This is a genomic window from Streptomyces sp. CB01635, assembly GCF_002803065.1.
Lineage (GTDB): Bacteria > Actinomycetota > Actinomycetes > Streptomycetales > Streptomycetaceae > Streptomyces.
Genome location: NZ_NNBL01000007.1, coordinates 195,796 through 218,448 on the forward strand (window position 1 = coordinate 195,796; position 22,653 = coordinate 218,448).

General features: G+C 70.4%; 22 protein-coding genes. 19 read left to right on the forward strand and 3 right to left on the reverse strand.

Annotation, left to right across the window (positions count from 1 at the left end; all coding sequences use genetic code 11):
- The first annotated feature begins 30 nt into the window (after positions 1-30).
- The 12 genes from dxr to CG723_RS21655 all read left to right on the forward strand — a co-directional run bounded on the left by dxr (position 31) and on the right by CG723_RS21655 (position 13,324).
- Positions 31-1,305: a 1-deoxy-D-xylulose-5-phosphate reductoisomerase gene (gene dxr, locus CG723_RS21600; protein WP_100595115.1), complete on the forward strand. Its 1,275-nt coding sequence runs from the start codon at positions 31-33 to the stop codon at positions 1,303-1,305.
- The gene (locus tag CG723_RS21605; protein WP_100595116.1) at positions 1,302-2,606 is read left to right on the forward strand and encodes a M50 family metallopeptidase; all 1,305 of its coding nucleotides are present in this window, start codon (positions 1,302-1,304) and stop codon (positions 2,604-2,606) included. The genes dxr and CG723_RS21605 overlap by 4 nt, the downstream gene beginning before the upstream one ends.
- Before the next feature lie 189 nt (positions 2,607-2,795).
- On the forward strand, positions 2,796-3,953 hold the full coding sequence (gene ispG / locus CG723_RS21610) for a flavodoxin-dependent (E)-4-hydroxy-3-methylbut-2-enyl-diphosphate synthase (RefSeq protein ID WP_100595117.1): 1,158 nt from the start codon (positions 2,796-2,798) through the stop codon (positions 3,951-3,953).
- Between the two features lie 383 nt (positions 3,954-4,336).
- A complete protein-coding gene (locus CG723_RS21615; RefSeq protein ID WP_199841839.1) occupies positions 4,337-5,185 on the forward strand; it encodes a GNAT family N-acetyltransferase in 849 nt (282 codons plus the stop codon).
- A gap of 159 nt (positions 5,186-5,344) precedes the next feature.
- The gene (locus CG723_RS21620) at positions 5,345-6,067 is read left to right on the forward strand and encodes a DUF1684 domain-containing protein (RefSeq protein ID WP_100595118.1); all 723 of its coding nucleotides are present in this window, start codon (positions 5,345-5,347) and stop codon (positions 6,065-6,067) included.
- A gap of 41 nt (positions 6,068-6,108) precedes the next feature.
- A complete protein-coding gene (locus CG723_RS21625) occupies positions 6,109-7,629 on the forward strand; it encodes an ABC transporter substrate-binding protein (protein WP_100595119.1) in 1,521 nt (506 codons plus the stop codon).
- On the forward strand, positions 7,629-8,594 hold the full coding sequence (locus CG723_RS21630; RefSeq protein WP_100595120.1) for an ABC transporter permease: 966 nt from the start codon (positions 7,629-7,631) through the stop codon (positions 8,592-8,594). The genes CG723_RS21625 and CG723_RS21630 overlap by 1 nt, the downstream gene beginning before the upstream one ends.
- Positions 8,591-9,409 carry an ABC transporter permease gene (locus tag CG723_RS21635; protein ID WP_100595121.1) on the forward strand — a complete coding sequence of 273 codons (819 nt, stop codon included), beginning with the start codon at positions 8,591-8,593 and terminating at the stop codon, positions 9,407-9,409. Before CG723_RS21630 ends, CG723_RS21635 begins: the two co-directional genes overlap by 4 nt.
- Positions 9,406-10,206: an ATP-binding cassette domain-containing protein gene (locus CG723_RS21640; RefSeq protein ID WP_100595122.1), complete on the forward strand. Its 801-nt coding sequence runs from the start codon at positions 9,406-9,408 to the stop codon at positions 10,204-10,206. Before CG723_RS21635 ends, CG723_RS21640 begins: the two co-directional genes overlap by 4 nt.
- Entirely contained in the window at positions 10,203-10,967 is a 765-nt protein-coding gene (locus CG723_RS21645) for an ABC transporter ATP-binding protein (RefSeq protein ID WP_100595123.1), read from the forward strand. The genes CG723_RS21640 and CG723_RS21645 overlap by 4 nt, the downstream gene beginning before the upstream one ends.
- Before the next feature lie 40 nt (positions 10,968-11,007).
- Positions 11,008-11,550, forward strand: coding sequence for a GNAT family N-acetyltransferase (locus tag CG723_RS21650; RefSeq protein ID WP_100595124.1), 543 nt, complete (start codon positions 11,008-11,010; stop codon positions 11,548-11,550).
- Between the two features lie 79 nt (positions 11,551-11,629).
- Positions 11,630-13,324: a proline--tRNA ligase gene (locus CG723_RS21655; RefSeq protein WP_100595125.1), complete on the forward strand. Its 1,695-nt coding sequence runs from the start codon at positions 11,630-11,632 to the stop codon at positions 13,322-13,324.
- Positions 13,325-13,431: 107 nt separating this feature from the next.
- Here the strand turns inward: CG723_RS21655 and CG723_RS21660 are convergent, their stop codons facing one another.
- The 3 genes from CG723_RS21660 to CG723_RS21670 form a co-directional block, all read right to left on the reverse strand.
- Positions 13,432-14,325: an aminoglycoside phosphotransferase family protein gene (locus CG723_RS21660; RefSeq protein WP_100595126.1), complete on the reverse strand. Its 894-nt coding sequence runs from the start codon at positions 14,323-14,325 to the stop codon at positions 13,432-13,434.
- Between the two features lie 65 nt (positions 14,326-14,390).
- Positions 14,391-14,867: a ferritin-like domain-containing protein gene (locus tag CG723_RS21665; protein WP_100595127.1), complete on the reverse strand. Its 477-nt coding sequence runs from the start codon at positions 14,865-14,867 to the stop codon at positions 14,391-14,393.
- A 1-nt stretch (position 14,868) separates the two neighbouring features.
- On the reverse strand, positions 14,869-15,381 hold the full coding sequence (locus tag CG723_RS21670; protein ID WP_100595128.1) for a hypothetical protein: 513 nt from the start codon (positions 15,379-15,381) through the stop codon (positions 14,869-14,871).
- A gap of 183 nt (positions 15,382-15,564) precedes the next feature.
- Here CG723_RS21670 and rimP point away from each other — a divergent pair, with 183 nt between their 5' ends.
- The 7 genes from rimP to truB all read left to right on the forward strand — a co-directional run bounded on the left by rimP (position 15,565) and on the right by truB (position 22,522).
- Positions 15,565-16,077, forward strand: a complete 513-nt coding sequence (rimP, locus tag CG723_RS21675) for a ribosome maturation factor RimP (RefSeq protein ID WP_100595129.1) — start codon at positions 15,565-15,567, stop codon at positions 16,075-16,077.
- 2 nt (positions 16,078-16,079) lie between these two features.
- Positions 16,080-17,069, forward strand: coding sequence for a transcription termination factor NusA (gene nusA, locus CG723_RS21680; protein ID WP_100595130.1), 990 nt, complete (start codon positions 16,080-16,082; stop codon positions 17,067-17,069).
- Positions 17,070-17,148: 79 nt separating this feature from the next.
- Positions 17,149-17,427: a YlxR family protein gene (locus CG723_RS21685; protein ID WP_100595131.1), complete on the forward strand. Its 279-nt coding sequence runs from the start codon at positions 17,149-17,151 to the stop codon at positions 17,425-17,427.
- Positions 17,428-17,573: 146 nt separating this feature from the next.
- Positions 17,574-20,687: a translation initiation factor IF-2 gene (gene infB / locus CG723_RS21690; protein ID WP_100595132.1), complete on the forward strand. Its 3,114-nt coding sequence runs from the start codon at positions 17,574-17,576 to the stop codon at positions 20,685-20,687.
- Positions 20,688-20,828: 141 nt separating this feature from the next.
- On the forward strand, positions 20,829-21,122 hold the full coding sequence (locus CG723_RS21695) for a DUF503 domain-containing protein (RefSeq protein ID WP_100595133.1): 294 nt from the start codon (positions 20,829-20,831) through the stop codon (positions 21,120-21,122).
- Positions 21,123-21,155: 33 nt separating this feature from the next.
- The gene (rbfA, locus tag CG723_RS21700) at positions 21,156-21,617 is read left to right on the forward strand and encodes a 30S ribosome-binding factor RbfA (protein WP_100595134.1); all 462 of its coding nucleotides are present in this window, start codon (positions 21,156-21,158) and stop codon (positions 21,615-21,617) included.
- Complete coding sequence (gene truB, locus CG723_RS21705) at positions 21,614-22,522, forward strand: tRNA pseudouridine(55) synthase TruB (protein ID WP_100595135.1); 909 nt, start codon at positions 21,614-21,616, stop codon at positions 22,520-22,522. Before rbfA ends, truB begins: the two co-directional genes overlap by 4 nt.
- The last annotated feature ends 131 nt before the right edge of the window (positions 22,523-22,653 follow it).

The following is a 22,653-nucleotide window of genomic DNA, read 5'->3' on the forward strand; positions in this document are numbered from 1 at the left end:
GCGCCCGGAGGCCACGCCACAATGGGGGGTATGAGCGACAGCGCATCCCCCCTCGCGGACCCGCACCTCGTCTACGATCCCGCCGGCACGGACGGCCCGCGGGACGTCGTCATCCTCGGCTCCACGGGCTCGATCGGCACCCAGGCCATCGACCTTGTGCTGCGCAACCCCGACCGCTTCACGGTCACGGCGCTGTCGGCCGCCGGCGGCCGGGTCGGCCTGCTGGCCGAACAGGCCAGGCAGCTGCGCGTACGGACCGTCGCGGTCGCCCGCGAGGACGTCGTGCCCGCCCTGCGCGAGGCACTGAGCGCACAGTACGCCGACGGCGAGCCGCTCCCCGAGATCCTTGCCGGACCCGACGCGGCCACCCAGCTCGCCGCCTCCCCCTGCCACACGGTGCTCAACGGCATCACCGGATCCATCGGCCTCGCCCCGACGCTCGCTGCCTTGGAGGCCGGGCGCACCCTCGCCCTCGCCAACAAGGAGTCGCTCATCGTCGGCGGCCCCCTCGTCAAGGCGCTCGCGAAGCCGGGCCAGATCATCCCGGTCGACTCCGAGCACGCGGCGCTCTTCCAGGCCCTCGCGGCCGGCAAGCGCGCGGACGTCCGCAAGCTCGTCGTCACCGCGTCCGGCGGCCCCTTCCGGGGACGGACGAAGGCGGACCTCGCACACGTCACACCCGAGGACGCGCTCGCGCACCCGACCTGGGCGATGGGCCCGGTCATCACCGTCAACTCCGCGACTCTCGTCAACAAGGGCCTGGAGGTGATCGAGGCGCACCTCCTCTACGACATTCCGTTCGAGCGGATCGAGGTCGTCGTGCACCCGCAGTCCTACGTGCACTCCATGGTCGAGTTCACGGACGGCTCCACCCTCGCCCAGGCCACGCCGCCCGACATGCGCGGACCCATCGCCATCGGCCTGGGCTGGCCCGAGCGGATCCCCGACGCGGCGCCCGCGTTCGACTGGACGAAGGCGTCGAGCTGGGAGTTCTTCCCCCTCGACACCGAGGCCTTCCCCTCGGTCGGGCTCGCCCGGCACGTGGGCAAGCTCGCGGGGACGGCCCCGGCAGTGTTCAATGCCGCAAACGAGGAGTGCGTGGACGCGTTCCTGAACGGCGCGCTGCCGTTCAACGGCATCATGGACACCGTTACGAAGGTCGTCGAGGAACACGGCGCGCCTTCGGCAGCGGCGGCGGGAACTTCCCTGACCGTCGCGGACGTCCTCGAAGCGGAGACCTGGGCACGCGCCCGGACCCGTGAACTGACGGCACAGGCGACATCGACCGCGGAGGCTCGTGCATGACGACCCTGATGATGATCCTCGGCATAGTCGTCTTCGCGATCGGACTGCTCGTCTCGATCGCCTGGCACGAGCTGGGGCATCTCTCGACCGCGAAGCTCTTCAAGATCCGCGTGCCGCAGTACATGGTCGGCTTCGGCCCGACCGTCTGGTCGCGCAAGAAGGGCGACACGGAGTACGGCGTCAAGGCGATCCCGCTGGGCGGCTACATCCGCATGATCGGCATGTTCCCGCCCGGCCCGGACGGGAAGATCCAGTCCCGCTCCACCTCCCCGTTCCGCAGCATGGTCGAGGACGCCCGGGCGGCGGCCTTCGAGGAGCTCCAGCCCGGCGACGAGACGCGCCTCTTCTACACGCGCAAGCCGTGGAAGAGGGTCATCGTGATGTTCGCGGGCCCCTTCATGAACCTGATCCTCGCGGTCGGCCTGTTCTTCACCGTCCTGATGGGCTTCGGCATCACGCAGCAGACCACCACGGTCAGCTCGGTCCAGCAGTGCGTGGTCAAGCAGAGTGAGAACCGCGACACGTGCAAGAAGTCCGACCCCGCCTCCCCGGCCGCCGCGGCCGGACTGCGGGCCAAGGACAAGATCGTCTCGTTCAACGGCGTGAAGACCGACAAGTGGAACACCCTCTCCGACGAGATCCGCGCCAACCCCGGCAGGACGGTCGACATCGTCGTCCGGCGCGACGGCCAGGAGAAGGTCCTGCATGCCAAGATCGCCACCAACCAGGTGGCGAAGAAGGACGGCAGCGGCCAGATCGTCCAGGGCGAGTACATCAACGCCGGATTCCTCGGCTTCAGCGCCTCGACCGGTGTCGTGCGCCAGGACTTCGGCGACTCCGTGACCTGGATGGGAGACCGGGTCGGCGACGCCGTGAACTCGCTCGCCGCCCTGCCCGGCAAGATCCCGGCCCTGTGGGACGCCGCCTTCGGGGACGGCCCGCGTGAGCCGGACTCGCCGATGGGTGTGGTCGGCGCGGCCCGCGTCGGCGGGGAGATCTTCAACCTGGACATCCCGGCGACCCAGCAGCTCGGTATGGCCCTGATGCTCGTCGCGGGGTTCAACCTGTCGCTGTTCCTCTTCAACATGCTGCCGCTGCTGCCCTTGGACGGCGGGCACATCGCCGGCGCCCTGTGGGAGTCGCTGCGACGCAATGTGGCGAAGGTCTTCAAGCGGCCCGACCCCGGCCCGTTCGATGTGGCGAAGCTGATGCCGGTCGCCTATGTCGTGGCCGGAATCTTCGTCTGCTTCACCGTCCTCGTACTGATCGCGGACGTCGTCAACCCGGTCAAAATCTCGTAGTTACCCATAGTTCATGGCGGCCAGGCATGCTCTGTGCCCGGCCGCCTACCTTTGGGTGGACTTCCGGACGTGATGTGCTCGGCGCCGGGGCGGTGCCGTAATCTCGAAGCCTGGAGCCCGCTCACCACGGGACCCCGATCCGTGTCTTCTTCTCGGGTCTCGATTCCACACCTTGGGGTTGCACAGCAGATGACTGCGATTTCTCTCGGCATGCCGTCCGTTCCGACCAAGCTCGCCGAGCGCCGCAGGAGCCGGCAGATCCAGGTCGGCACCGTGGCGGTCGGCGGAGACGCACCGGTGTCGGTGCAGTCCATGACGACGACCCGTACGTCCGACATCGGCGCCACGCTGCAGCAGATCGCCGAGCTCACTGCGTCCGGCTGCCAGATCGTGCGGGTGGCGTGCCCCACGCAGGACGACGCCGACGCGCTCGCGACCATCGCGAGGAAGTCGCAGATCCCCGTCATCGCGGACATCCACTTCCAGCCGAAGTACGTCTTCGCCGCCATCGAGGCGGGCTGCGCCGCGGTCCGGGTGAACCCGGGCAACATCAAGCAGTTCGACGACAAGGTCAAGGAGATCGCGCAGGCGGCCAAGGACCACGGCACCCCGATCCGCATCGGCGTGAACGCCGGTTCCCTGGACGCCCGGCTCCTGAAGAAGTACGGCAAGGCCACCCCCGAGGCGCTCGTCGAGTCCGCCCTGTGGGAGGCGTCCCTCTTCGAGGAGCACGGCTTCCGCGACATCAAGATCTCGGTCAAGCACAACGACCCGGTCGTGATGGTGAACGCCTACCGCCAGCTCGCCGCCCAGTGCGACTACCCGCTGCACCTCGGCGTCACCGAGGCGGGCCCGGCCTTCCAGGGCACCATCAAGTCCGCCGTCGCGTTCGGCGCGCTGCTCTCCGAGGGCATCGGCGACACCATCCGCGTCTCCCTCTCGGCCCCGCCGGTCGAGGAGATCAAGGTGGGCAACCAGATCCTGGAGTCGCTCAACCTCAAGCCGCGCCGCCTGGAGATCGTCTCCTGCCCGTCCTGCGGCCGCGCCCAGGTCGACGTCTACAAGCTCGCCGAAGAGGTCACCGCGGGCCTCGACGGCATGGAGGTCCCGCTGCGCGTCGCCGTCATGGGCTGCGTGGTGAACGGACCGGGCGAGGCCCGCGAGGCCGACCTCGGCGTCGCCTCCGGCAACGGCAAGGGCCAGATCTTCGTGAAGGGCGAGGTCATCAAGACCGTCCCCGAGTCGAAGATCGTCGAGACCCTCATCGAAGAGGCGCTGAAGATCGCCGAGCAGATGGAACTGGACGGCGTCGCCTCCGGCGAGCCCACGGTCGCTGTCGCCGGGTGACCCATGTCACGCCTTGAGGCCCGTCGTCCCTTCGGGGACGACGGGCCTTGTCGTTGTGTGGGTGCGGCGCCGTCGTGGCCGGTCGCGCTCCGCGGCGGAGCCGCTGATGGACACGGCCCCGCGCCCCTTCGGTACACGGCTGCGCCGCTGCCTCATCGATGAGATGCCCTGGCGAAGCCAGTCATCTCAGGGACGCGGGGAACTGCGCGAGCAACCACACACCGCCCCGCACCCGCACGACAACGGCGACCCGGCAGACGAGAAGGCGCAGGGCCGCCGCAGGCAGGCCCCCCAAACAGCCGCTGCCGCAGAGGCAGAGGCGCCGCACAATTCCGACAGGTAAGGTGCGGAGATCAGCAGACCGTATGGTGAGGCCCCCGCACGTGTTGACTCAGACCACCACCCGGGTCCTCGAACCGAGTGACCTCGACGCCGCGCTCGCCGTGCTCGACCGCGAGCCGGTTGCCAATGCCTTCGTGGCGTCCCGCGTCCAGGCCGCGGGCCTCGACCCGTGGCGTCTGGGTGGCGAGATGTGGGGCTGGTACGAGGACGGGATGCTCGAATCCCTCTGCTACGCGGGCGCGAACCTGGTCCCGATCTGCGCCACCCCGAGGGCCGTGCGCGGGTTCGCCGACCGGGCCCGCCGGGCCGGGCGCCGCTGCTCCTCCATCGTCGGCCCCGCCGAGCCCACCGCCCAGCTGTGGCGGCTGCTCGAACCGAACTGGGGCCCGGCCAGGGACGTACGCGCCCAGCAGCCCCTCATGGTCGCGGACCGGCTCCCCGACGGCATCGCCCCGGATCCGTACGTCCGCCACGTCCGCAAGGACGAGATGGAGACGATCATGCCGGCGTGCGTGGCGATGTTCACGGAGGAGGTCGGTGTCTCGCCGCTGGCCGGTGACGGGGGCCTGCTGTATCAGGCGCGGGTGGCCGAGCTGGTCGGAAGCGGGCGTTCGTTCGCCCGGCTCGACGAGCACGGCAAGGTGATCTTCAAGGCCGAGATCGGCGCCGCGACGACGCGGGCCTGCCAGATCCAGGGCGTGTGGATCGCCCCCGAACACCGCGGCCGCGGCCTCGCCGCCCCTGGCATGGCGGCGGTCCTGCGCTATGCGCTCGCGGATTTCGCGCCGCTGGTCAGCCTGTACGTGAACGACTTCAACACCCCGGCGCGGGCCGCGTACCGCCGGGTCGGATTCGAGGAAGTCGGCGCCTTCATGAGCGTCCTGTTCTGAGGCGCTCACGCGCTCCCGGTGGCACGTGTCTCACATATTTGGCGCCGTTTGACATTAGCGCCCCTTATGGAAGATAAAGAAGCTCCTTTGGTTCAAGCTTCACCCAGTGTGACCAGCTTCCCTGCGCACCGGTGTGGACGCTGATGAGTTTCTACGCGAATGAGTGCCGCCATGCCCGACCGTGCCAGTGACCCCTCCCAGGCCTGGGAGGAGTGGCGCGCCGAGCGGCACCGCTCCGTCACCGGCGCCACCGGGAACCTTGCTCTCGTCGAGACCCGCTGGCTGCCCGCGGGCGAGCGCCCGGACCTCACGGCGGCCCGCGCCGGACAGCGCGACGGTGTGACCGTCACGACCGTCGAGCGCACCGACCTGGCGACCGGCGAGCCCGAGTACGCGCTGCGCTTCTGGGACGCCGAGTCCCCCGCGATCCGGGACTTCGAGCGCACCGACGCCTTCCCGTTCGACCCGGCCTGGGTCCTGGACGCCACGTACACCCCCGTCGAGGACGCCCGCCGCGTCGCCTTCGAGCACATCCGGGACAACGGCGGCACCCGTGATCTCGCCGTCCCCGGCGACATCGCGCTCACCGTCGACGGCACCGACTACACGCTCAGCGCCTTCGACGACGACGGCACGCTGCTGCTCGTCTTCGGCGACCCGACCAACGGGACGGTCACCTACGGCGCGGGCCGGTTCCTCTTCGTCGAGCACACGGGAGAGGGGCGGGTGCGGCTCGACTTCAACCGCGCGTTCGTCCCGCCGTGCGGCTTCTCCGATCAGTACAACTGTCCGATGCCGCCGCGGCAGAACCGCTTCCATCTCCCCGTGGAAGCGGGCGAGAAGCTCCCCGTCTTCCGCGACGGCTTCGCCGACCAGCACTGATCTCTCGCGCGCCCCTCCCGCGCCCGCACGAAGGCAGCCCCATGAACCTCCCCAAGAAGTCCCTGTCCGCCGGTGTGCTCACCGTCGCCCTCGCCGTGACCCTCGCCGCGTGCGGTGGCTCCGGCGACAACAACAGCAGCGGCGGCAGTGGCGCGTACGACAAGAACGCCACGGTCAACATCGGCTCCCTGTACGAGCCGCAGAACCTGGACAACACCGGGGGCGGCGGCCAGGGCGTCACCGAGGCGCTCAACGGCAATGTCTACGAGGGCCTGTTCAAGCTCACCGACGACGGCAAGGTCGAGAACCTCCTCGCCAAGGACTACAAGGTCTCCGGCGACGGACTCACCTACACGTTCACCCTGCGCGACGGCGTGAAGTTCCACAGTGGCAAGGCGCTGACCAGCAAGGACGTCAAGTACAGCCTGGAGAAGGTGATCGCGCCGGACTCGCAGTCCGCGCGCAAGAGCAATCTCGAGGTCATCAAGTCGGTCGACACCCCCGACGCGAAGACCGTGCAGGTCACGCTGAAGCAGAAGTCGATCTCCTTCGTCTACAACCTGTCCTACGTCTGGATCATCAACGACCAGGCGAAGAACCTGAAGACGACCGAGGACGGCACGGGCCCGTACAAGCTGGGCAAGTGGACGCGCGGCTCGGCGCTCAGCCTCGACCGGTTCCCCGGCTACTGGGGCACCGCCGCCACGAACAAGCAGGTCGTCCTCCACTACTACAAGGACGCGACCGCGCTGAACAACGCGCTCATGACGAACGCCGTCGACGTCGTCACCAGCGAGCAGTCGCCCGACGCCCTCGACCAGTTCAAGTCCAACCAGAACTACAAGGTCAACGACGGCGACTCGACGACCAAGCTCCTCCTCGCCTTCAACGACAAGGCCAAGCCCTTCACGGACGTCAGGGTCCGCAAGGCCGTCTCGTCCGCAATCGACGACAAGAAGCTCCTCGAGTCCGTCTGGGGCGGCTACGGCAAGGAGATCGGGTCGATGGTGCCGCCCACCGACCCCTGGTACGAGGACCTGACCAAGGTCAACGCGTACGACCCGACCGAGGCCAGGAAGTTGCTGAAGGAAGCCGGTTACGCGAAGGGCTTCAGCTTCACGCTGGACACCCCGAACTACGACCCGCACCCGACGGCCGCCACCTTCATCAAGTCGCAGCTCGCCAAGGTCGGCATCACCGTCAAGATCAACACGATCACGCCCGACGAGTGGTACACGAAGGTCTACAAGAACCACGACTTCTCGGCCACGCTCCAGGAGCACGTGAACGACCGCGACCTCGTCTGGTACGGCAACCCCGACTTCTACTGGGGCTACGACAACAAGCAGGTCACCAGGTGGGTCGAGGACGCCGAGAAGGCATCGTCGACGGGGGCGCAGACCGACCTCCTCAAGAAGGTCAACCGCAAGACCGCCGAGGACGCCGCCAGCGACTGGCTGTACCTGTACCCGCAGATCGTCGTGGCGAGCAGCAAGCTGTCCGGCTACCCGGTCAACGGCCTGAACTCGCAGTTCTTCGCGTACGACATAAAGAAGGGCTGATGACCGGCTATCTCCTGCGCCGCCTCGCCTTCCTGGTCGTCTCCCTTGTCCTCGCGAGCGTCGTGCTGTTCGTACTTCTGAGGATGCTGCCCGGCGACCCGGCGAACGCGCTCACCTCCGTGGGCGCCTCGCCGGAGCAGATCGCGGCGGCGCGGCACTCCATAGGCTCCGACAAACCGCTGCCCGAGCAGTTCACCCACTGGGTAGGGCAGCTCGCGACCGGCGACCTCGGCACGTCCTTCGTCAGCTCGCTCCCCGTCGGACCCGAGGTCACCCAGCGCCTGAGCGTCACCGTGCCGCTGACCCTGTCCGCGTTCGTGCTCGCCGTACTGATCGCGGTCCCGGCCGGCTTCGTCGCCGCGTACAAGCGCCGGACCTGGTACGGCGCCCTGCTCAGCGGAGTGTCGCAACTGGGCATCGCCGTCCCGGTGTTCTGGCTCGGCATGATCCTCGTCGCCGTGTTCGCGCTGAACGCGGGCTGGCTGCCGTCCGGCGGCTTCCCGCAGGACGGCTGGTCCGACCCCGCGCAGGCGATCCGCTCCCTCGTACTGCCCGTCGTCACCATCGCCCTGGTCATGTCGGCGTCCCTGATCCGCTACGTCAGATCGGCGACGCTCGACGTCCTCGACAGTGACTACCTGCGCACCTCGCGCGCCCTCGGCTCCTCCTTCGGACAGGCCATGTGGCGGCACGGACTGCGCAACGCCTCCGTGCCGGTCATCTCGATCCTCGGCATCGAACTCGCGTCGACCCTGCTCGGCGCCGTCGTCGTCGAGTCCGTGTACGCGCTGCCGGGGCTCGGCTCCCTGCTCGCCACCGGCATTGCCCAGCACGACTACCCCGTCATCCAGGGCGTCCTGTTCGTCTCCACCCTCGCGGTGCTGCTCATCGGCTTCGCCGCCGACCTCGTGCAGCGGATCGTCGACCCACGGCTGCGCCACCGGCTCTCGGGAGGCGCACGATGAAGCGTTCCGCGACCCTGTGGACGGGGGGCGTCCTCGCCGGACTCATCGCCCTCGTCGCGCTCGTCTCCCTGTTCTGGCTGCCGTACGACCCCTCGGACACCTCCGGCGGACGGCTCGCCGGACCCGGCGACGGACACCTGATAGGCACCGACAAACTCGGCCGCGACCTGCTGACGCAGCTCATGGCCGGATCCAGGATCGCGATCGCGGCCGGGCTCGGCTCCGTCGTGATCGCCGCCGTCGTCGGCATCACGCTCGGCCTCATAGCCGCGTTCGCGCAGGGCTGGTTCGACGACACCGTCTCGGCCCTGCTCGACATCCTCATCGCGTTCCCCACGCTGCTGCTCGCCATGCTGATCGTCTCCGCCCGCTCGGCGACCCTCACCTCGGCCGTCCTCGCGATCGGAATCGCGCAGAGCGCGATCGTGGCGCGGCTGACCCGGATCCTCGCCAAACGCGTCCTTGCGCAGGACTACATCACCGCGTCCCGCACCTCCGGCACCTCCTGGCCGCGGATCGTCGGCGCGCACGTGCTGCCCAACATCTGGCCGACGCTCGTGGTCAACCTGGCGCTCCAGTTCGGCCTCGCCGTCCTCGCCGAGGCGAGCCTGTCCTACCTCGGCCTCGGCGCCCCGCCGCCCAACGCCTCGTGGGGACGCATGCTCCAGGAGGCCCAGGCGACGTTCACGACCGCGCCGGCGGGGGCGCTCGCGCCCGGCATCCTCCTCGTCCTCCTCGTCATCGGCGTCAACCTCGTCGCCGACGGCCTGCGCGACACCCTCGACCCGGCCCGGCGCAGGAGGACGGCGGCATGAGCCTGCTCGACGTACGCGACCTCACCATCCGCACGAGCGACGGCCGCGAGCTCGTCTCCGGCCTCAGCTTCTCCGTCGACCGGGGCGAACGGCTCGGCCTCATCGGCGAGTCCGGGTCCGGCAAGTCACTCACCACCCTCGCCGTGCTCGGCCTGCTCCCCGACGGGATGACCGCCACGGGCAGCGTCGAACTCGACGGCACCCAGATCGTCGGGGCGAGCGAGAAGCGGCTCGTGGGCGTCCGCGGCAGCGCCGCCGCGATCGTCTTCCAGGAGCCGCTGACCGCGCTCGACCCGCTGATGCGCGTGGGCAGACAGCTCGCCGAACCGCTGCGCCGCCGCCGCGGCCTCAAGGGCGACGCGCTCCACAAGGCCGTCGCCGAAGCCCTCGAACAGGTCAGGCTGCCCGAACCCGGGCGCATCGCCCGCGCGTTCCCGCACGAGATCTCCGGCGGCCAGCGCCAGCGCGTGGCCCTCGCCATGGCGCTCGCCTGCGAGCCCGACCTGCTCATCGCCGACGAGCCGACCACCGCGCTCGACGTCACCGTGCAGTCCGAGATGCTCGTACTCCTCGACACCCTCGTCGGCGAGCGCCAGATGGCCGTCCTCTTCGTCAGCCATGACCTGGCCGTCGTCTCACGCGTCACCGACCGCGTCCTCGTGATGAAGGACGGGCGTGCCGTCGAGGACGGGACGGTACGCGACCTGGTGCGCGCGCCCCGGCAGGCGTACACGAAGGCGCTCGTCGACAGCGCGCGGAAGCTCGAATCCGCCCTGGACCTGGGAGAGCCCCGATGACCGCCGTACTCGAACTCGACTCGGTCGGACACACCTACCGGGGGGCCGCGGCGCCCGTCGTCGAGGACGTCTCCCTCACCGTCGACGCGGGCCACAGCCTCGCGCTCGTCGGCGAGTCCGGGGCCGGCAAGACGACCCTGCTCCGGCTGCTCCTCGGCCTCGCCCGCCCCACCACCGGAACCGTCCGCTTCGACGGGGACCCGCTGCGGCTCGGCGACCGTGCGCAGATGCGGCGCTTCCGCCGCTCCGTGCAGTGCGTCTTCCAGGACCCGTACGCCTCCCTCGACCCGCGCCAGCGCGTCAGCCGCATCGTCGCGGAGCCGCTGCGCTCGCTCGGCGTGGCCACCGGCGCCGCCGCGCACGCGAAGGTCGCCGAGGCCCTCGAACAGGTCGGGCTCCCGGCGGACGCGGCGTCGCGCTACCCGCACGAGTTCTCCGGCGGGCAGCGCCAGCGCATCGCCATCGCCAGGGCCACCGTGTGCGACCCGCGCGTCCTGCTCGCCGACGAACCCGTCAGCGCGCTCGACGTCACCACCCGCGTCAAGGTCGTCGACCTGCTCGGCGAGCTCAAGCGGGAGCGGGGCCTGACCATCGTCATGGTCTCCCACGACCTGTCCGTGGTGGCCGCCCTGTGCGAGCGGACCGCCGTACTCGAACGCGGACGCGTCGTCGAGCAGGGCCAGACCCGTGACGTGCTCGGATCGCCCGAACACCCCTACACGCGGCGGCTGCTCGACAGCGTTCCCCGGCTGCCTGTTTGATCAGCTGAGCGCCGCCGGACGGCCCTGTAGTCTCCCCGTCATGACCCAGGACGACGGCGTCACCATCGGGCCTCTCGACCTCGCGGAACACGTGGACGAGGCACTGGCCGTGCAGGCGTACGCCTTCGGCCTGAGCGACGACGAGATCGCCGTGCGCCGCCAGATCGTGCTGCGGCACCTCACCTACCCCGGAGCGCGCGCCCTCGGCGCGCACACCGAGGGCGGCCGACTCGTCGGCTTCGTCTACGGCATGCCGAACGACCGCGCCCACTGGTGGTCCACCGTGGTGGAGCCCTATCTGCGCACGCGCGCGCTGGACCGGTGGCTCGACGACTCCTTCGTGATCACCGAGCTGCACGTCCACCCCCGCTACCAGAACCGCGGGATCGGCCGGTCCCTCATCACGACCATCACGGACAGCGCCGACGAGCCCAAGTCGATCCTCTCGGCCATCGACTTCGACAGCCCGGCCCGCGGCCTGTACCACTCCCTCGGCTACGAGGACCTCGCCCGGCAGGTGCTCTTCCCCAGCGCTCCCCGGCCCTACGCGGTCATGGGTGCACCGCTCCCGCTGCGTCGCTGAAGGCAGCCGATTTCCGGGCGCGGGACGGACCCGGCTAACCTCCTGCACATCCCTATCTTTCGCAGCAGGAGTCAAAATCATGGCCCAGGTCCAGCGCATGTCCAAGTTGATGGTCAAGACACTGCGTGACGACCCGGCCGACGCCGAGACGCTCAACCACAAGCTGCTCGTCCGGGCCGGGTACGTGCGCCGCACGGCCGCCGGTATCTGGTCCTGGCTGCCGCTGGGCAAGAAGGTCCTCGAGAACGTCGCCCGCGTGGTCCGTGAGGAGATGGACGACATGGGCGGTCAGGAGGTCCTGCTCCCGGCCCTGCTGCCCAAGGAGCCCTACGAGGCGACGGGCCGCTGGGAGGAGTACGGCCCCGAGCTGTTCCGCCTCAAGGACCGCAAGGGCGCGGAGTACCTCCTCGGCCCGACCCACGAGGAGATCTTCACGCAGCTGGTCAAGGACCAGTGCTCGTCCTACAAGGACCTGCCCGTGATCCTCTACCAGATCCAGGCGAAGTACCGCGACGAGGCCCGCCCGCGCGCCGGCATCCTGCGCGGCCGCGAGTTCCTCATGAAGGACTCGTACTCCTTCGACACCACCGACGAGGGCCTGGCCGAGTCGTACGCCCTGCACCGCGAGGCGTACATCAAGATCTTCGAGCGCCTCGGCCTGGACCACCGCATCGTCTCCGCCGTGTCCGGCGCGATGGGCGGCTCGGCCTCCGAGGAGTTCCTCGCCCCGGCCCCGGCCGGCGAGGACACCTTCGTCGACTGCCCGGCCTGCGACTACGCCGCCAACACCGAGGCCGTCACCTTCGCCGCCCCGGCCCCCGCGAGCGCCGAGCACCCGGCCGTGGAGGAGCTCGACACCCCCGACACCCCGACCATCGAGACCCTCGCCGCCCACCTCGGCGTCCAGGCGTCGGCCACCCTGAAAAACCTCCTGGTCAAGGTCGACGGCGAGATCGTCGCCGTGGGCGTGCCCGGCAACCGCGAGGTGGACCTCGGCAAGCTCGGCGAGCACCTCTCCCCGGCCGTCGTCGAGCTCGTCACGGCCGAGGACTTCGAGGGCCGCGACGACCTCGTACGCGGTTACGTCGGCCCGCAGGGCCTGGCGAAGGTCCGCTACATCGCCGACCCGCGCATCGCCGCCGGCACGGCCTGGATCACCGGCGCCAACAAGCCGGGCAAGCACGCGAAGAACGTCGTCGCGGGCCGCGACTTCGAGGTCGACGACTACCTCGACGTCGTCGTGGTGGAGGCGGGCGACCCCTGCCCCAAGTGCGGCACCGGTCTGCGCCTCGACCGCGCCATCGAGATCGGCCACATCTTCCAGCTCGGCCGCAAGTACGCCGACGCCTTCCAGCTCGACGTCCTCGGCAACCAGGGCAAGCCGGTCCGCGTGACCATGGGCTCGTACGGCATCGGCGTCTCCCGCGCCGTGGCCGCCCTCGCCGAGCAGACCGCGGACGACAAGGGCCTGTGCTGGCCCAAGGAGATCGCCCCGGCCGACGTCCACGTGGTCGCCGCCGGCAAGGCCCTCCAGACGGAGCTGGCGCTCGACGTCTCCCAGAAGCTGGGCGCCGCCGGCGTCCGCGTCCTGGTCGACGACCGCGCCGGTGTCTCGCCGGGCGTGAAGTTCACCGACGCCGAGCTCATCGGCGTCCCGCAGATCCTCGTCGCCGGCCGCCGCTCGGCCGAGGGCATCGTGGAACTGAAGGACCGCAAGACGGGCGAGCGCGAGGAAGTAACGGTCGAGGAGGCCGTCGCCCGCCTCACGGCCTGATCCGCAAGCACTGAGGGCCGGGACGTTCTGTCCCGGCCCTCAGTCGTCCCCCGAAGGGGCGCGGGGAACTGCGCGACCAGCCACCGACGGCCCGCACGCGACCACCGTCAGAGCCAGCCCGCAAACTCCAGCAACAACTCCGCATCCCGCCCACGCCCCACGCGCAGTGCCCGTACACCGGACTCCACCGCCCGGAACAGCGTCCACCCGCGCAGCCGCTCCTGGTCCACATCGAGGGACTCCGCGAGCCGCTTCACGCGCCGCCGCGTCGTCGCCGCACCGGACGGCGACGCGATCAGGTCCTCCACCCGGTCCCTGACGAGCCGCGCGAGGTCGAAGGCGCACTCGCCGACCACCGGGTCGGGACCGACCGCGAGCCACGGCGTCCGCTCCCCGGCCAGCACCTTGCTCTGCCGGAACGTCCCGTGCAGCAGCCGTAGTTCAGGCGGCGCCACGAGCAGTTCGTCCCGCGCCGTGAGGGCCGCGTCCACCAGGGGCACGACATCCGGCTCCGCGGCGGCGGTGGCGCGCATCGCCGCGGCCTGACGGCCCGTCCGGTCGGCGACCGTCTCGCAGGAACGCCACGACGGAGGTTCCACCCACAGCCTGCGCAGCGTGCCGGCCGCCTCAAGGAGCGCCTTCGCCTCGGGCAGCGAGCGCACCGACACCTCGGGGTGCAGCCTTTCCAGGAGCAGGTCACCGCCGTCGCCGAGGAGTTGCACCGCCCCCAACCCGTTCCAGTGCGTGAGAGCCGCGTGCTCGGCCTCCGGGCGGAAGCGCTCCGGCGCCAGTTTGAGGACGGCGGGCGTTCCGTCGGCCCGCCGCACCAGGACGACGAGACTGCTGCGCCCACCCGGCACATGCACCCGCTCGACCGTCAACTCGAGCCGTTCCACGGCCTCCTGAAGAATCTCCGGCACCCTCGCCAGCCACGCGGACGCCCCGTCGTCCCGCACCTCGCCGAGCGCGTTGACCAGCCGCTTCGGCGGTTCGAAAGACATGTGCGAGCAACTCCCTTCCCCGTGACCGTCCCCGTGACGGCGGACGGTACGTGTGACCGTGGCGGCTACGCCTGCGGTGTCGCGGACGCTTGGGGCGCCGCGGCCCGCTCGGCGAGACCAGGGAAGGCTACGCTGCCGCCCCGCCACCGCACCGCGCGCACCGCCGCCTCCCGCAGCGCGTCCGCCGCGCCCCTGCGCCGCGCGCCCTCGGAGGCCCGCACCAGGTCCGAGTAGACGCCGGCGACGCGGTCCTCGATGTCCGCCGCGAGCCGCGCCGCCGCCGCCGAGTCCGGCACGGGGAAGGGCAGCGCGTAGGCACCTGCCGAGGGCTCGGGCTCGCCGCCGAGGTCGCGGACCGTGCGCCGCAGGTCGTCACGGCGCGCCCGGTGGGAGTCGTACGCGGTGCGCGCCTCGGGCCTGCGGCTCTCGCTGATCCGGCCGCCGACGACGCCGTACCCGTAAACAGCCGCGTGCTCGGCGGCCAGTGCCGCCTGGACCGCGGAGAGAAGCTGCTTGTCGCCCTTGTCGCCCTTGTCGGCCATGTCAGTCCTTCGTCAGCAGATACGCGTGTCCGGCGCCCGCGGCGGCCACCGAGGCGAGCAGGCGCGCCAGTTCGGCGGGGGCGTCGACCAGGGCGGCCGCACGACGGTCGGCGAGTTCCCGCTCGGCCGTCGCCAGCGCCCGCACGGTGTCCTTCTCGGAGGCCGGAGAGGCGGACGGCGACGGCGACGGCGAGGCCGAGGCCGGTGCGGCCGGGCGCGCCGCGGCACCGAAGCTCTTCGCGTGCCGGGCCACCTCGTCGCGCAACGGCCCGAGCCGTGCGGCCAGGGCGGGATGGGCCGCGAGCGCGGCCTCGTAACGGTCGAGCAGGTCGCCGCTGTCGCGGGCCGCGCGCGCCTTGATCCGCTGCGCGGCGGACACGCTGCGCGCGCCCCTGGCACTGTCCGAAGCGGGGTCCTCGCCGTCGGAACAGCCCGTCAGGAGCGCGGCCCCGCCCACCGAGGCCAGCAGGCTCCTTCTACGCGGCCCCGCGGGGGCCCCATTGGTCAACGGCACGGCAGACGTCCTCGGCAGGAAGGATGGCAGGAAGGATTCAGCAGGAGCGGCGGGCGGCAGGCCCGGTGATCACCGTACCTTCGGCCCACGTCGGGTGGACGGCAACACCCCCCTGGACCGGATACCCTTTGACCTGACACACGACGAGACCACAACAGCACACGCGGCCGAGGAGTCACCCGGATGAGCACCACCCAGAGCGAGAGGCTGCGGTCACTACTGGAACCGCTCGTGAGCTCTCAGGGCCTCGATCTCGAAGAGATCGAAGTGGCATCGGTCGGGCGTAAGCGAGTGCTGCGAGTCGTCGTCGACTCCGATTCCGGAGCCGATCTGGACCAGGTCGCCGATGTGAGCCGCGCGCTCTCGGCGAAGCTCGACGAGACGGACGCCATGGGCGAGGGCGAGTACGACCTCGAGGTGGGCACCCCCGGCGCCGAGCGGCCGCTGACGGAGCACCGGCACTACATGCGCGCGGTCGACCGCCTGGTGAAGTTCCAGCTGGCCGACGGCGCCGACACCGAGCTCGTCGCGCGGATCCTGAAGGTCGACGACGAGGGCCTGGACCTCGAGGTGCCCGGCGTGAAGGGGCGCAAGCCCACCGCCCGCAGGCTCACCTTCGACGACATCGCCAAGGCGCGCGTCCAGGTCGAGTTCAACCGTAAGAACAAGAACGAAGAGAATGCAGAGGAGGCGTAGCCGTGGACATCGACATGAGTGCCCTGCGGGGTCTGGTGCGAGAGAAGGAGATCTCCTTCTCCCTGCTGGTCGAAGCGATCGAGTCGGCCCTCCTCATCGCCTACCACCGCACCGAGGGAAGCCGTCGCCACGCGCGCGTGCGCCTCGACCGTGAGAGCGGACATGTGACGGTGTGGGCGAAGGAGGACCCGGCGGACCTCGAAGAGGGCCAGGAGGCCCGGGAGTTCGACGACACCCCGTCCGACTTCGGCCGCATCGCCGCGACGACCGCGAAGCAGGTCATCCTGCAGCGGCTGCGCGACGCCGAGGACGACGCGACGCTCGGCGAGTACGCCGGCCGCGAGGGCGACATCGTGACGGGCGTGGTCCAGCAGGGCCGCGACCCGAAGAACGTGCTCGTCGACATCGGCAAGCTCGAGGCCATCCTGCCGGTGCAGGAGCAGGTCCCGGGTGAGGACTACCAGCACGGCCTGCGCCTTCGCTCGTACGTGGTGCGCGTCGCGAAGGGTGTGCGCGGTCCATCCGTGACCCTGTCGCGCACGCACCCGAACCTGGTGAAGAAGCTGTTCGCGCTCGAGGTCCCCGAGATCGCCGACGGCTCCGTCGAGATCTGTGCCATCGCGCGCGAGGCCGGGCACCGCACGAAGATCGCGGTCCGCTCGACCCGCTCCGGCCTGAACGCCAAGGGCGCCTGCATCGGCCCGATGGGTGGCCGTGTGCGCAATGTCATGGCCGAGCTCAACGGCGAGAAGATCGACATCGTCGACTGGTCCGACGACCCGGCGGACATGGTGGCCAACGCCCTGTCCCCGGCGCGCGTGTCCAAGGTCGAGGTCGTGGACATGGCCGCCCGCTCCGCGCGGGTGATCGTGCCGGACTACCAGCTGTCGCTCGCCATCGGCAAGGAGGGCCAGAACGCCCGCCTCGCCGCACGGCTCACCGGCTGGCGGATCGACATCCGTCCGGACACCGAGCAGCAGCCGGCGGAGTAGCCACCACAAAGATCACGACAACAACCGTTCGATTTTTGCCCCAAAGGGGTGAGGTCGGTGCGGGGAGGTAGACTTAAGCGTGTCTGGCCGGACGCATGCCCGTGCATGCCCAGAGCGCACGTGTGTGGGGTGCCGGGAGCGAACGGCCAAGAGCGATCTGCTGCGCATCGTGGTGATCGAGGGTGAATGTGTCCCCGATCAGCGCGGTACGCTGCCCGGCCGGGGTGCGTATGTGCATCCCGCCCTGGTCTGTCTCGACCTGGCGGTCCGCCGCCGGGCGTTCCAGCGGGCGTTCAAAGCCCCTGGACCGTTCGATACGGAGGCCCTGCGCCACCGCGTCGAGCAGGTAACACCGTAGAACGTGCCGTACGGGACCCCGTGCGGTCCTGGTACCCCCGCGAGTTGGAAGTAGGTCGAGATTGCGATGAGCACTCGATGAGCACGCGATGAGTACGCCCATGAAGTAGCGACGGTCCGGCGTAACCCGGACCTAAAAGGAGCGAAGTGGCTAAGGTCCGGGTATACGAACTCGCCAAGGAGTTCGGGGTGGAGAGCAAGGTCGTCATGGCCAAGCTCCAAGAACTCGGTGAATTTGTCCGTTCGGCGTCCTCGACGATCGAGGCGCCTGTAGTACGCAAGCTGACTGACGCCCTCCAGCAGGGCAGTGGCGGCGGCAAGCCCGCCGCCCGCAAGGCCGCGCCCGCGAAGCCCTCGCCGGCCCGTCCGTCTCCGGCGCAGGCCGCAAAGCCTGCTGCTCCGCGCCCGCCGGCTCCCAAGCCTGCCGCCGCGGAGAAGCCCGCTGCCGACGCCCCGGTGACCCCGGCCGCCGGTCAGCGTCCGACGCCCGGCCCGAAGCCGGCTCCGCGTCCCGCGGCTCCGGCCCCGGCCGCGCCCGAGTTCACGGCGCCGCCCGCGGCTCCGGCCGCTCCCGCTGCCCAGGCCCCCGCGGCCTCCCCGGCAGCCGGCCCGCGTCCGGGTGCCCGTCCCGGTGCCCCCAAGCCCGGTGGCGCCCGTCCGGCCGGTCCCGGCCAGGGTGCTCAGGGTCAGGGCCGTGGCGAGCGCGGCGACCGTGGCGACCGTCAGGGTGCTCCGCGCCCCGGCGGCCAGGGTCAGGGCCAGCGTCCCGGCGGTCGTCCCGCCGGCCCGCGTCCCGGTAACAACCCGTTCACCTCTGGTGGCTCCACCGGCATGGCGCGCCCCCAGGCGCCCCGTCCCGGCGGTGCCCCGCGTCCCGGCGGCGGCCAGGGTGGCCCCGGCGGCCCGCGTCCGCAGGGTGGCCCCGGCGGCGCCCCGCGTCCGCAGGGTGGTCAGGGCGGCGCCCGTCCGACTCCGGGCGGCATGCCCCGTCCGCAGGCCGGCGCTCCGCGTCCGGGTGGCGCCCCCGGTGGTAACCGTCCGAACCCGGGCATGATGCCGCAGCGTCCCGCTGCCGGCAGCCCGCGTCCCGGTGGTGGCCCCGGCGGTGGCCGTGGTCCCGGCGGCGGCGGTCGCCCGGGTGGTGGCGGCGGCGGTCGTCCCGGTGGCGGCGGCGGCTTCGCCGGTCGTCCGGCCGGTCCCGGTGGCGGCGGCGGCGGTTTCGCCGGTCGTCCCGGTGGCGGCGGCGGCGGTTTCGCCGGTCGTCCCGGTGGCGGTGGCGGTTTCGCCGGTCGTCCCGGTGGCGGTCGTCCCGGTGGTCCCGGTGCCCGTGGTGGCACGCAGGGTGCGTTCGGCCGTCCCGGCGGGCCCGCCCGTCGTGGCCGTAAGTCGAAGCGGCAGAGGCGCCAGGAGTACGAGGCCATGCAGGCCCCGTCGGTCGGCGGCGTCATGCTGCCTCGCGGCAACGGGCAGTCCGTCCGTCTGTCGCGCGGTGCCTCCCTCACCGACTTCGCGGAGAAGATCAACGCCAACCCGGCGTCGCTCGTCGCCGTGATGATGAACCTCGGCGAGATGGTCACTGCCACGCAGTCCGTCTCCGACGAGACGCTGAAGCTCCTCGCGGATGAGATGAACTACATCCTCGAGATCGTCAGCCCCGAGGAGGAGGACCGCGAGCTGCTCGAGTCCTTCGACATCGAGTTCGGCGAGGACGAGGGTGGCGAGGAGTTCCTCGTCGCGCGTCCGCCGGTCGTGACCGTCATGGGTCACGTCGACCACGGTAAGACCCGACTGCTCGACACCATCCGCAAGACGAACGTCGTCGCGGGCGAGGCCGGCGGTATCACGCAGCACATCGGTGCGTACCAGGTCTCCACCGAGGTCAACGAGGAAGAGCGTCGGATCACCTTCATCGACACCCCGGGTCACGAGGCGTTCACCGCCATGCGTGCCCGTGGTGCGAAGTCGACCGACATCGCGATCCTCGTGGTCGCGGCCAACGACGGCGTCATGCCTCAGACGATCGAGGCGCTCAACCACGCGAAGGCGGCCGGCGTGCCGATCGTCGTCGCGGTCAACAAGATCGACGTCGAGGGTGCCGACCCGACCAAGGTGCGCGGTCAGCTCACCGAGTTCGGCCTGGTGGCCGAGGAGTACGGCGGCGACACGATGTTCGTCGACATCTCCGCCAAGCAGGGTCTGAACATCGACTCCCTGCTCGAGGCCGTGGTCCTGACCGCGGACGCCTCGCTCGACCTGCGGGCCAACCCGGAGCAGGACGCGCAGGGTATTGCGATCGAGTCCCACCTCGACCGTGGTCGCGGTGCCGTCTCGACCGTCCTCGTCCAGCGCGGCACGCTGCGCATCGGTGACACGATGGTCGTCGGCGACGCGTACGGCCGTGTCCGCGCGATGCTCGACGACAACGGGAACAACGTCGAGGAAGCGGGTCCCTCGACCCCCGTCCTCGTTCTCGGTCTCACCAACGTCCCGGGTGCCGGCGACAACTTCCTGGTGGTCGACGAGGACCGTACGGCCCGTCAGATCGCCGAGAAGCGTGCCGCTCGCGAGCGCAACGCCAACTTCGCGCGGCGTGGCGTCCGGTTCTCCCTGGAGAACCTGGACGAGGCCCTCAAGGCCGGTCTGGTGCAGGAACTCAACCTCATCATCAAGGGCGACGCGTCCGGTTCGGTGGAGGCTCTCGAGTCCTCGCTGCTCCAGCTCGACGTCGGCGAAGAGGTCGACATCCGCGTCCTGCACCGCGGCGTGGGTGCCGTCACCGAGTCGGACATCGACCTGGCGACCGGCTCCGACGCGATCGTCATCGGCTTCAACGTCCGCGCTGCGGGCCGCGCGGCCCAGATGGCGGACCGCGAGGGCGTCGACGTCCGCTACTACTCGGTGATCTACCAGGCCATCGAGGAGATCGAGGCGGCCCTCAAGGGCATGCTCAAGCCGGAGTACGAAGAGGTCGAGCTCGGCACGGCGGAGATCCGCGAGATCTTCCGCTCGTCCAAGCTGGGCAACATCGCCGGTGTGCTCGTCCGGTCCGGCGAGGTCAAGCGCAACACCAAGGCGCGCTTGCTCCGCGATGGCAAGGTCATCGCGGAGAACCTCAACATCTCCGGTCTGCGTCGCTTCAAGGACGACGTCACCGAGATCCGCGAAGGCTTCGAGGGCGGTATCAACCTCGGAAACTTCAACGACATCAAGATCGACGACGTCATCGCGACGTACGAGATGCGCGAGAAGCCGCGCGCCTGATCCGCGCACGGTGAAGGTCGGGGCCGGTCGGCGGGAGGAAATCCCGTCGATCGGCCCCGGCCGTTGCGTGTACGGTTCTGGTGTCCCTGCCAAGTGGTTGGCGGGGCCACGAACCCGAACCGGCGGGACATCCGGACACACATGTATGTGGGGACTCTGTCCTTTGATCTGCTCCTCGGCGACGTTCATACGCTGAAGGAGAAACGCTCCGTGATCCGCCCGATAGTTGCCGAACTCCAGCGCAAGTACGCGGTGAGTGCGGCGGAGACCGGGAACCAGGAACTTCACCGCAGGGCCGAGATCGGCCTGGCGATGGTCTCCGGGGACACGGGGCACCTCACGGACGTACTGGACCGGTGCGAGCGTCTCATCGCCGCCCGTCCCGAGGTGGAGCTGCTCTCCGTTCGACGCAGGCTCCACGGCGACGAAGACTGACTTTAAGAGCAAGGCGAAGAAGGAGACGGCGCAGTGGCCGACAACGCGCGGGCGAAAAGGCTGGCGGACCTCATCCGAGAGGTGGTGGCCAAGAAGCTCCAGCGGGGGATCAAGGACCCGCGGCTCGGTACGCACGTGACCATCACCGACACCCGGGTGACGGGTGACCTGCGGGAGGCGACCGTCTTCTACACGGTCTACGGCGACGACGAGGAGCGTGCCGCTGCCGCGGCCGGCCTCGAGAGCGCCAAGGGCGTACTCCGTTCGGCGGTGGGCCAGGCGGCCGGCGTGAAGTTCACGCCGACCCTGGCCTTCGTGGCGGACGCCCTGCCGGACAACGCCAAGGCCATCGATGACCTCCTCGACAAGGCCAGGATCTCGGACGCGAAGGTCCGGGAGGCGTCGGCCGGTGCCGAGTTCGCCGGGGGCGCGGACCCGTACCGCAAGCCCGAGGACGAGGACGGCGCGGACGAGGACGGCGAAGCCTCGGAATGACGCAGAAGAACACCCCGACGCCCGACGGTCTTGTCATTGTCGACAAGCCGTCGGGCTTCACTTCGCACGACGTGGTGGCCAAGATGCGCGGGATCGCGAAGACCCGCCGCGTCGGCCACGCGGGCACGCTCGACCCCATGGCGACCGGTGTCCTGGTCCTCGGCGTGGAACGGGCGACCAAGCTGCTCGGCCATCTCGCGCTGACCGAGAAGGAGTACCTGGGCACGATCCGGCTCGGCCAGAACACGCTGACCGACGACGCCGAGGGCGACCTCACGTCGTCCACCGACGCGTCCGGCGTGGCCCGCGACGCGATCGACGCCGGGGTCGCCAAGCTGACCGGCGCCATCATGCAGGTCCCGTCCAAGGTCAGCGCCATCAAGATCAACGGCGTGCGTTCCTACAAGCGGGCCCGCGAGGGCGAGGAGTTCGAGATCCCGGCGCGGCCGGTCACCGTCTCGTCCTTCACCGTCTACGACATCAGGGACGCGGTCGCCGAGGACGGCACCCCGGTCCTCGACCTGGTCGTCTCGGTGGTCTGCTCGTCAGGGACGTACATCCGGGCCCTCGCCAGGGACCTGGGCGCCGACCTCGGCGTCGGCGGTCACCTCACGGCGCTGCGGCGCACGCGGGTCGGCCCCTACAAGCTGGACTCCGCGCGCACCCTCGACCAGCTCCAGCAGGAGCTGACCGTGATGCCCGTCGCGGACGCCGCGACCGCCGCGTTCCCCCGCTGGGACGTGGACGCCAAGCGCGCCAAGCTGTTGCTCAACGGGGTCCGTCTGGAGGTGCCCGGCGAGTACGCGGGCGCCGGGCCCGTCGCCGTGTTCGACCCCGAGGGCGTGTTCCTCGCGCTCGTGGAGGAGTCGAAGGGCAAGGCGAAGAGCCTCGCCGTCTTCGGCTGATCTCTTCGCCGGCCCCCCGCCGTGGAGCGGCGCGCGCAGTCAGCCGCGTGCCGCTCCACGATCCCCCTCCCCAAGGGTCTATCCATCACCCCCGATCTGTTCACCCCTTCGGGCGGGCGCTCGGAGTGAAC

Excerpts from the sequence above, each read along its gene's own strand:
- dxr (WP_100595115.1), top strand. The coding sequence starts at position 31 with ATGAGCGACAGCGCATCCCCCCTCGCGGACCCGCACCTCGTCTACGAT.
- CG723_RS21605 (WP_100595116.1), top strand. The coding sequence starts at position 1,302 with ATGACGACCCTGATGATGATCCTCGGCATAGTCGTCTTCGCGATCGGA.
- ispG (WP_100595117.1), top strand. The coding sequence starts at position 2,796 with ATGACTGCGATTTCTCTCGGCATGCCGTCCGTTCCGACCAAGCTCGCC.
- CG723_RS21620 (WP_100595118.1), top strand. The coding sequence starts at position 5,345 with ATGAGTGCCGCCATGCCCGACCGTGCCAGTGACCCCTCCCAGGCCTGG.
- CG723_RS21625 (WP_100595119.1), top strand. The coding sequence starts at position 6,109 with ATGAACCTCCCCAAGAAGTCCCTGTCCGCCGGTGTGCTCACCGTCGCC.
- CG723_RS21630 (WP_100595120.1), top strand. The coding sequence starts at position 7,629 with ATGACCGGCTATCTCCTGCGCCGCCTCGCCTTCCTGGTCGTCTCCCTT.
- CG723_RS21635 (WP_100595121.1), top strand. The coding sequence starts at position 8,591 with ATGAAGCGTTCCGCGACCCTGTGGACGGGGGGCGTCCTCGCCGGACTC.
- CG723_RS21640 (WP_100595122.1), top strand. The coding sequence starts at position 9,406 with ATGAGCCTGCTCGACGTACGCGACCTCACCATCCGCACGAGCGACGGC.
- CG723_RS21645 (WP_100595123.1), top strand. The coding sequence starts at position 10,203 with ATGACCGCCGTACTCGAACTCGACTCGGTCGGACACACCTACCGGGGG.
- CG723_RS21650 (WP_100595124.1), top strand. The coding sequence starts at position 11,008 with ATGACCCAGGACGACGGCGTCACCATCGGGCCTCTCGACCTCGCGGAA.
- CG723_RS21655 (WP_100595125.1), top strand. The coding sequence starts at position 11,630 with ATGGCCCAGGTCCAGCGCATGTCCAAGTTGATGGTCAAGACACTGCGT.
- CG723_RS21660 (WP_100595126.1), bottom strand. The coding sequence starts at position 14,325 with ATGTCTTTCGAACCGCCGAAGCGGCTGGTCAACGCGCTCGGCGAGGTG.
- CG723_RS21665 (WP_100595127.1), bottom strand. The coding sequence starts at position 14,867 with ATGGCCGACAAGGGCGACAAGGGCGACAAGCAGCTTCTCTCCGCGGTC.
- rimP (WP_100595129.1), top strand. The coding sequence starts at position 15,565 with ATGAGCACCACCCAGAGCGAGAGGCTGCGGTCACTACTGGAACCGCTC.
- CG723_RS21695 (WP_100595133.1), top strand. The coding sequence starts at position 20,829 with ATGTATGTGGGGACTCTGTCCTTTGATCTGCTCCTCGGCGACGTTCAT.
- truB (WP_100595135.1), top strand. The coding sequence starts at position 21,614 with ATGACGCAGAAGAACACCCCGACGCCCGACGGTCTTGTCATTGTCGAC.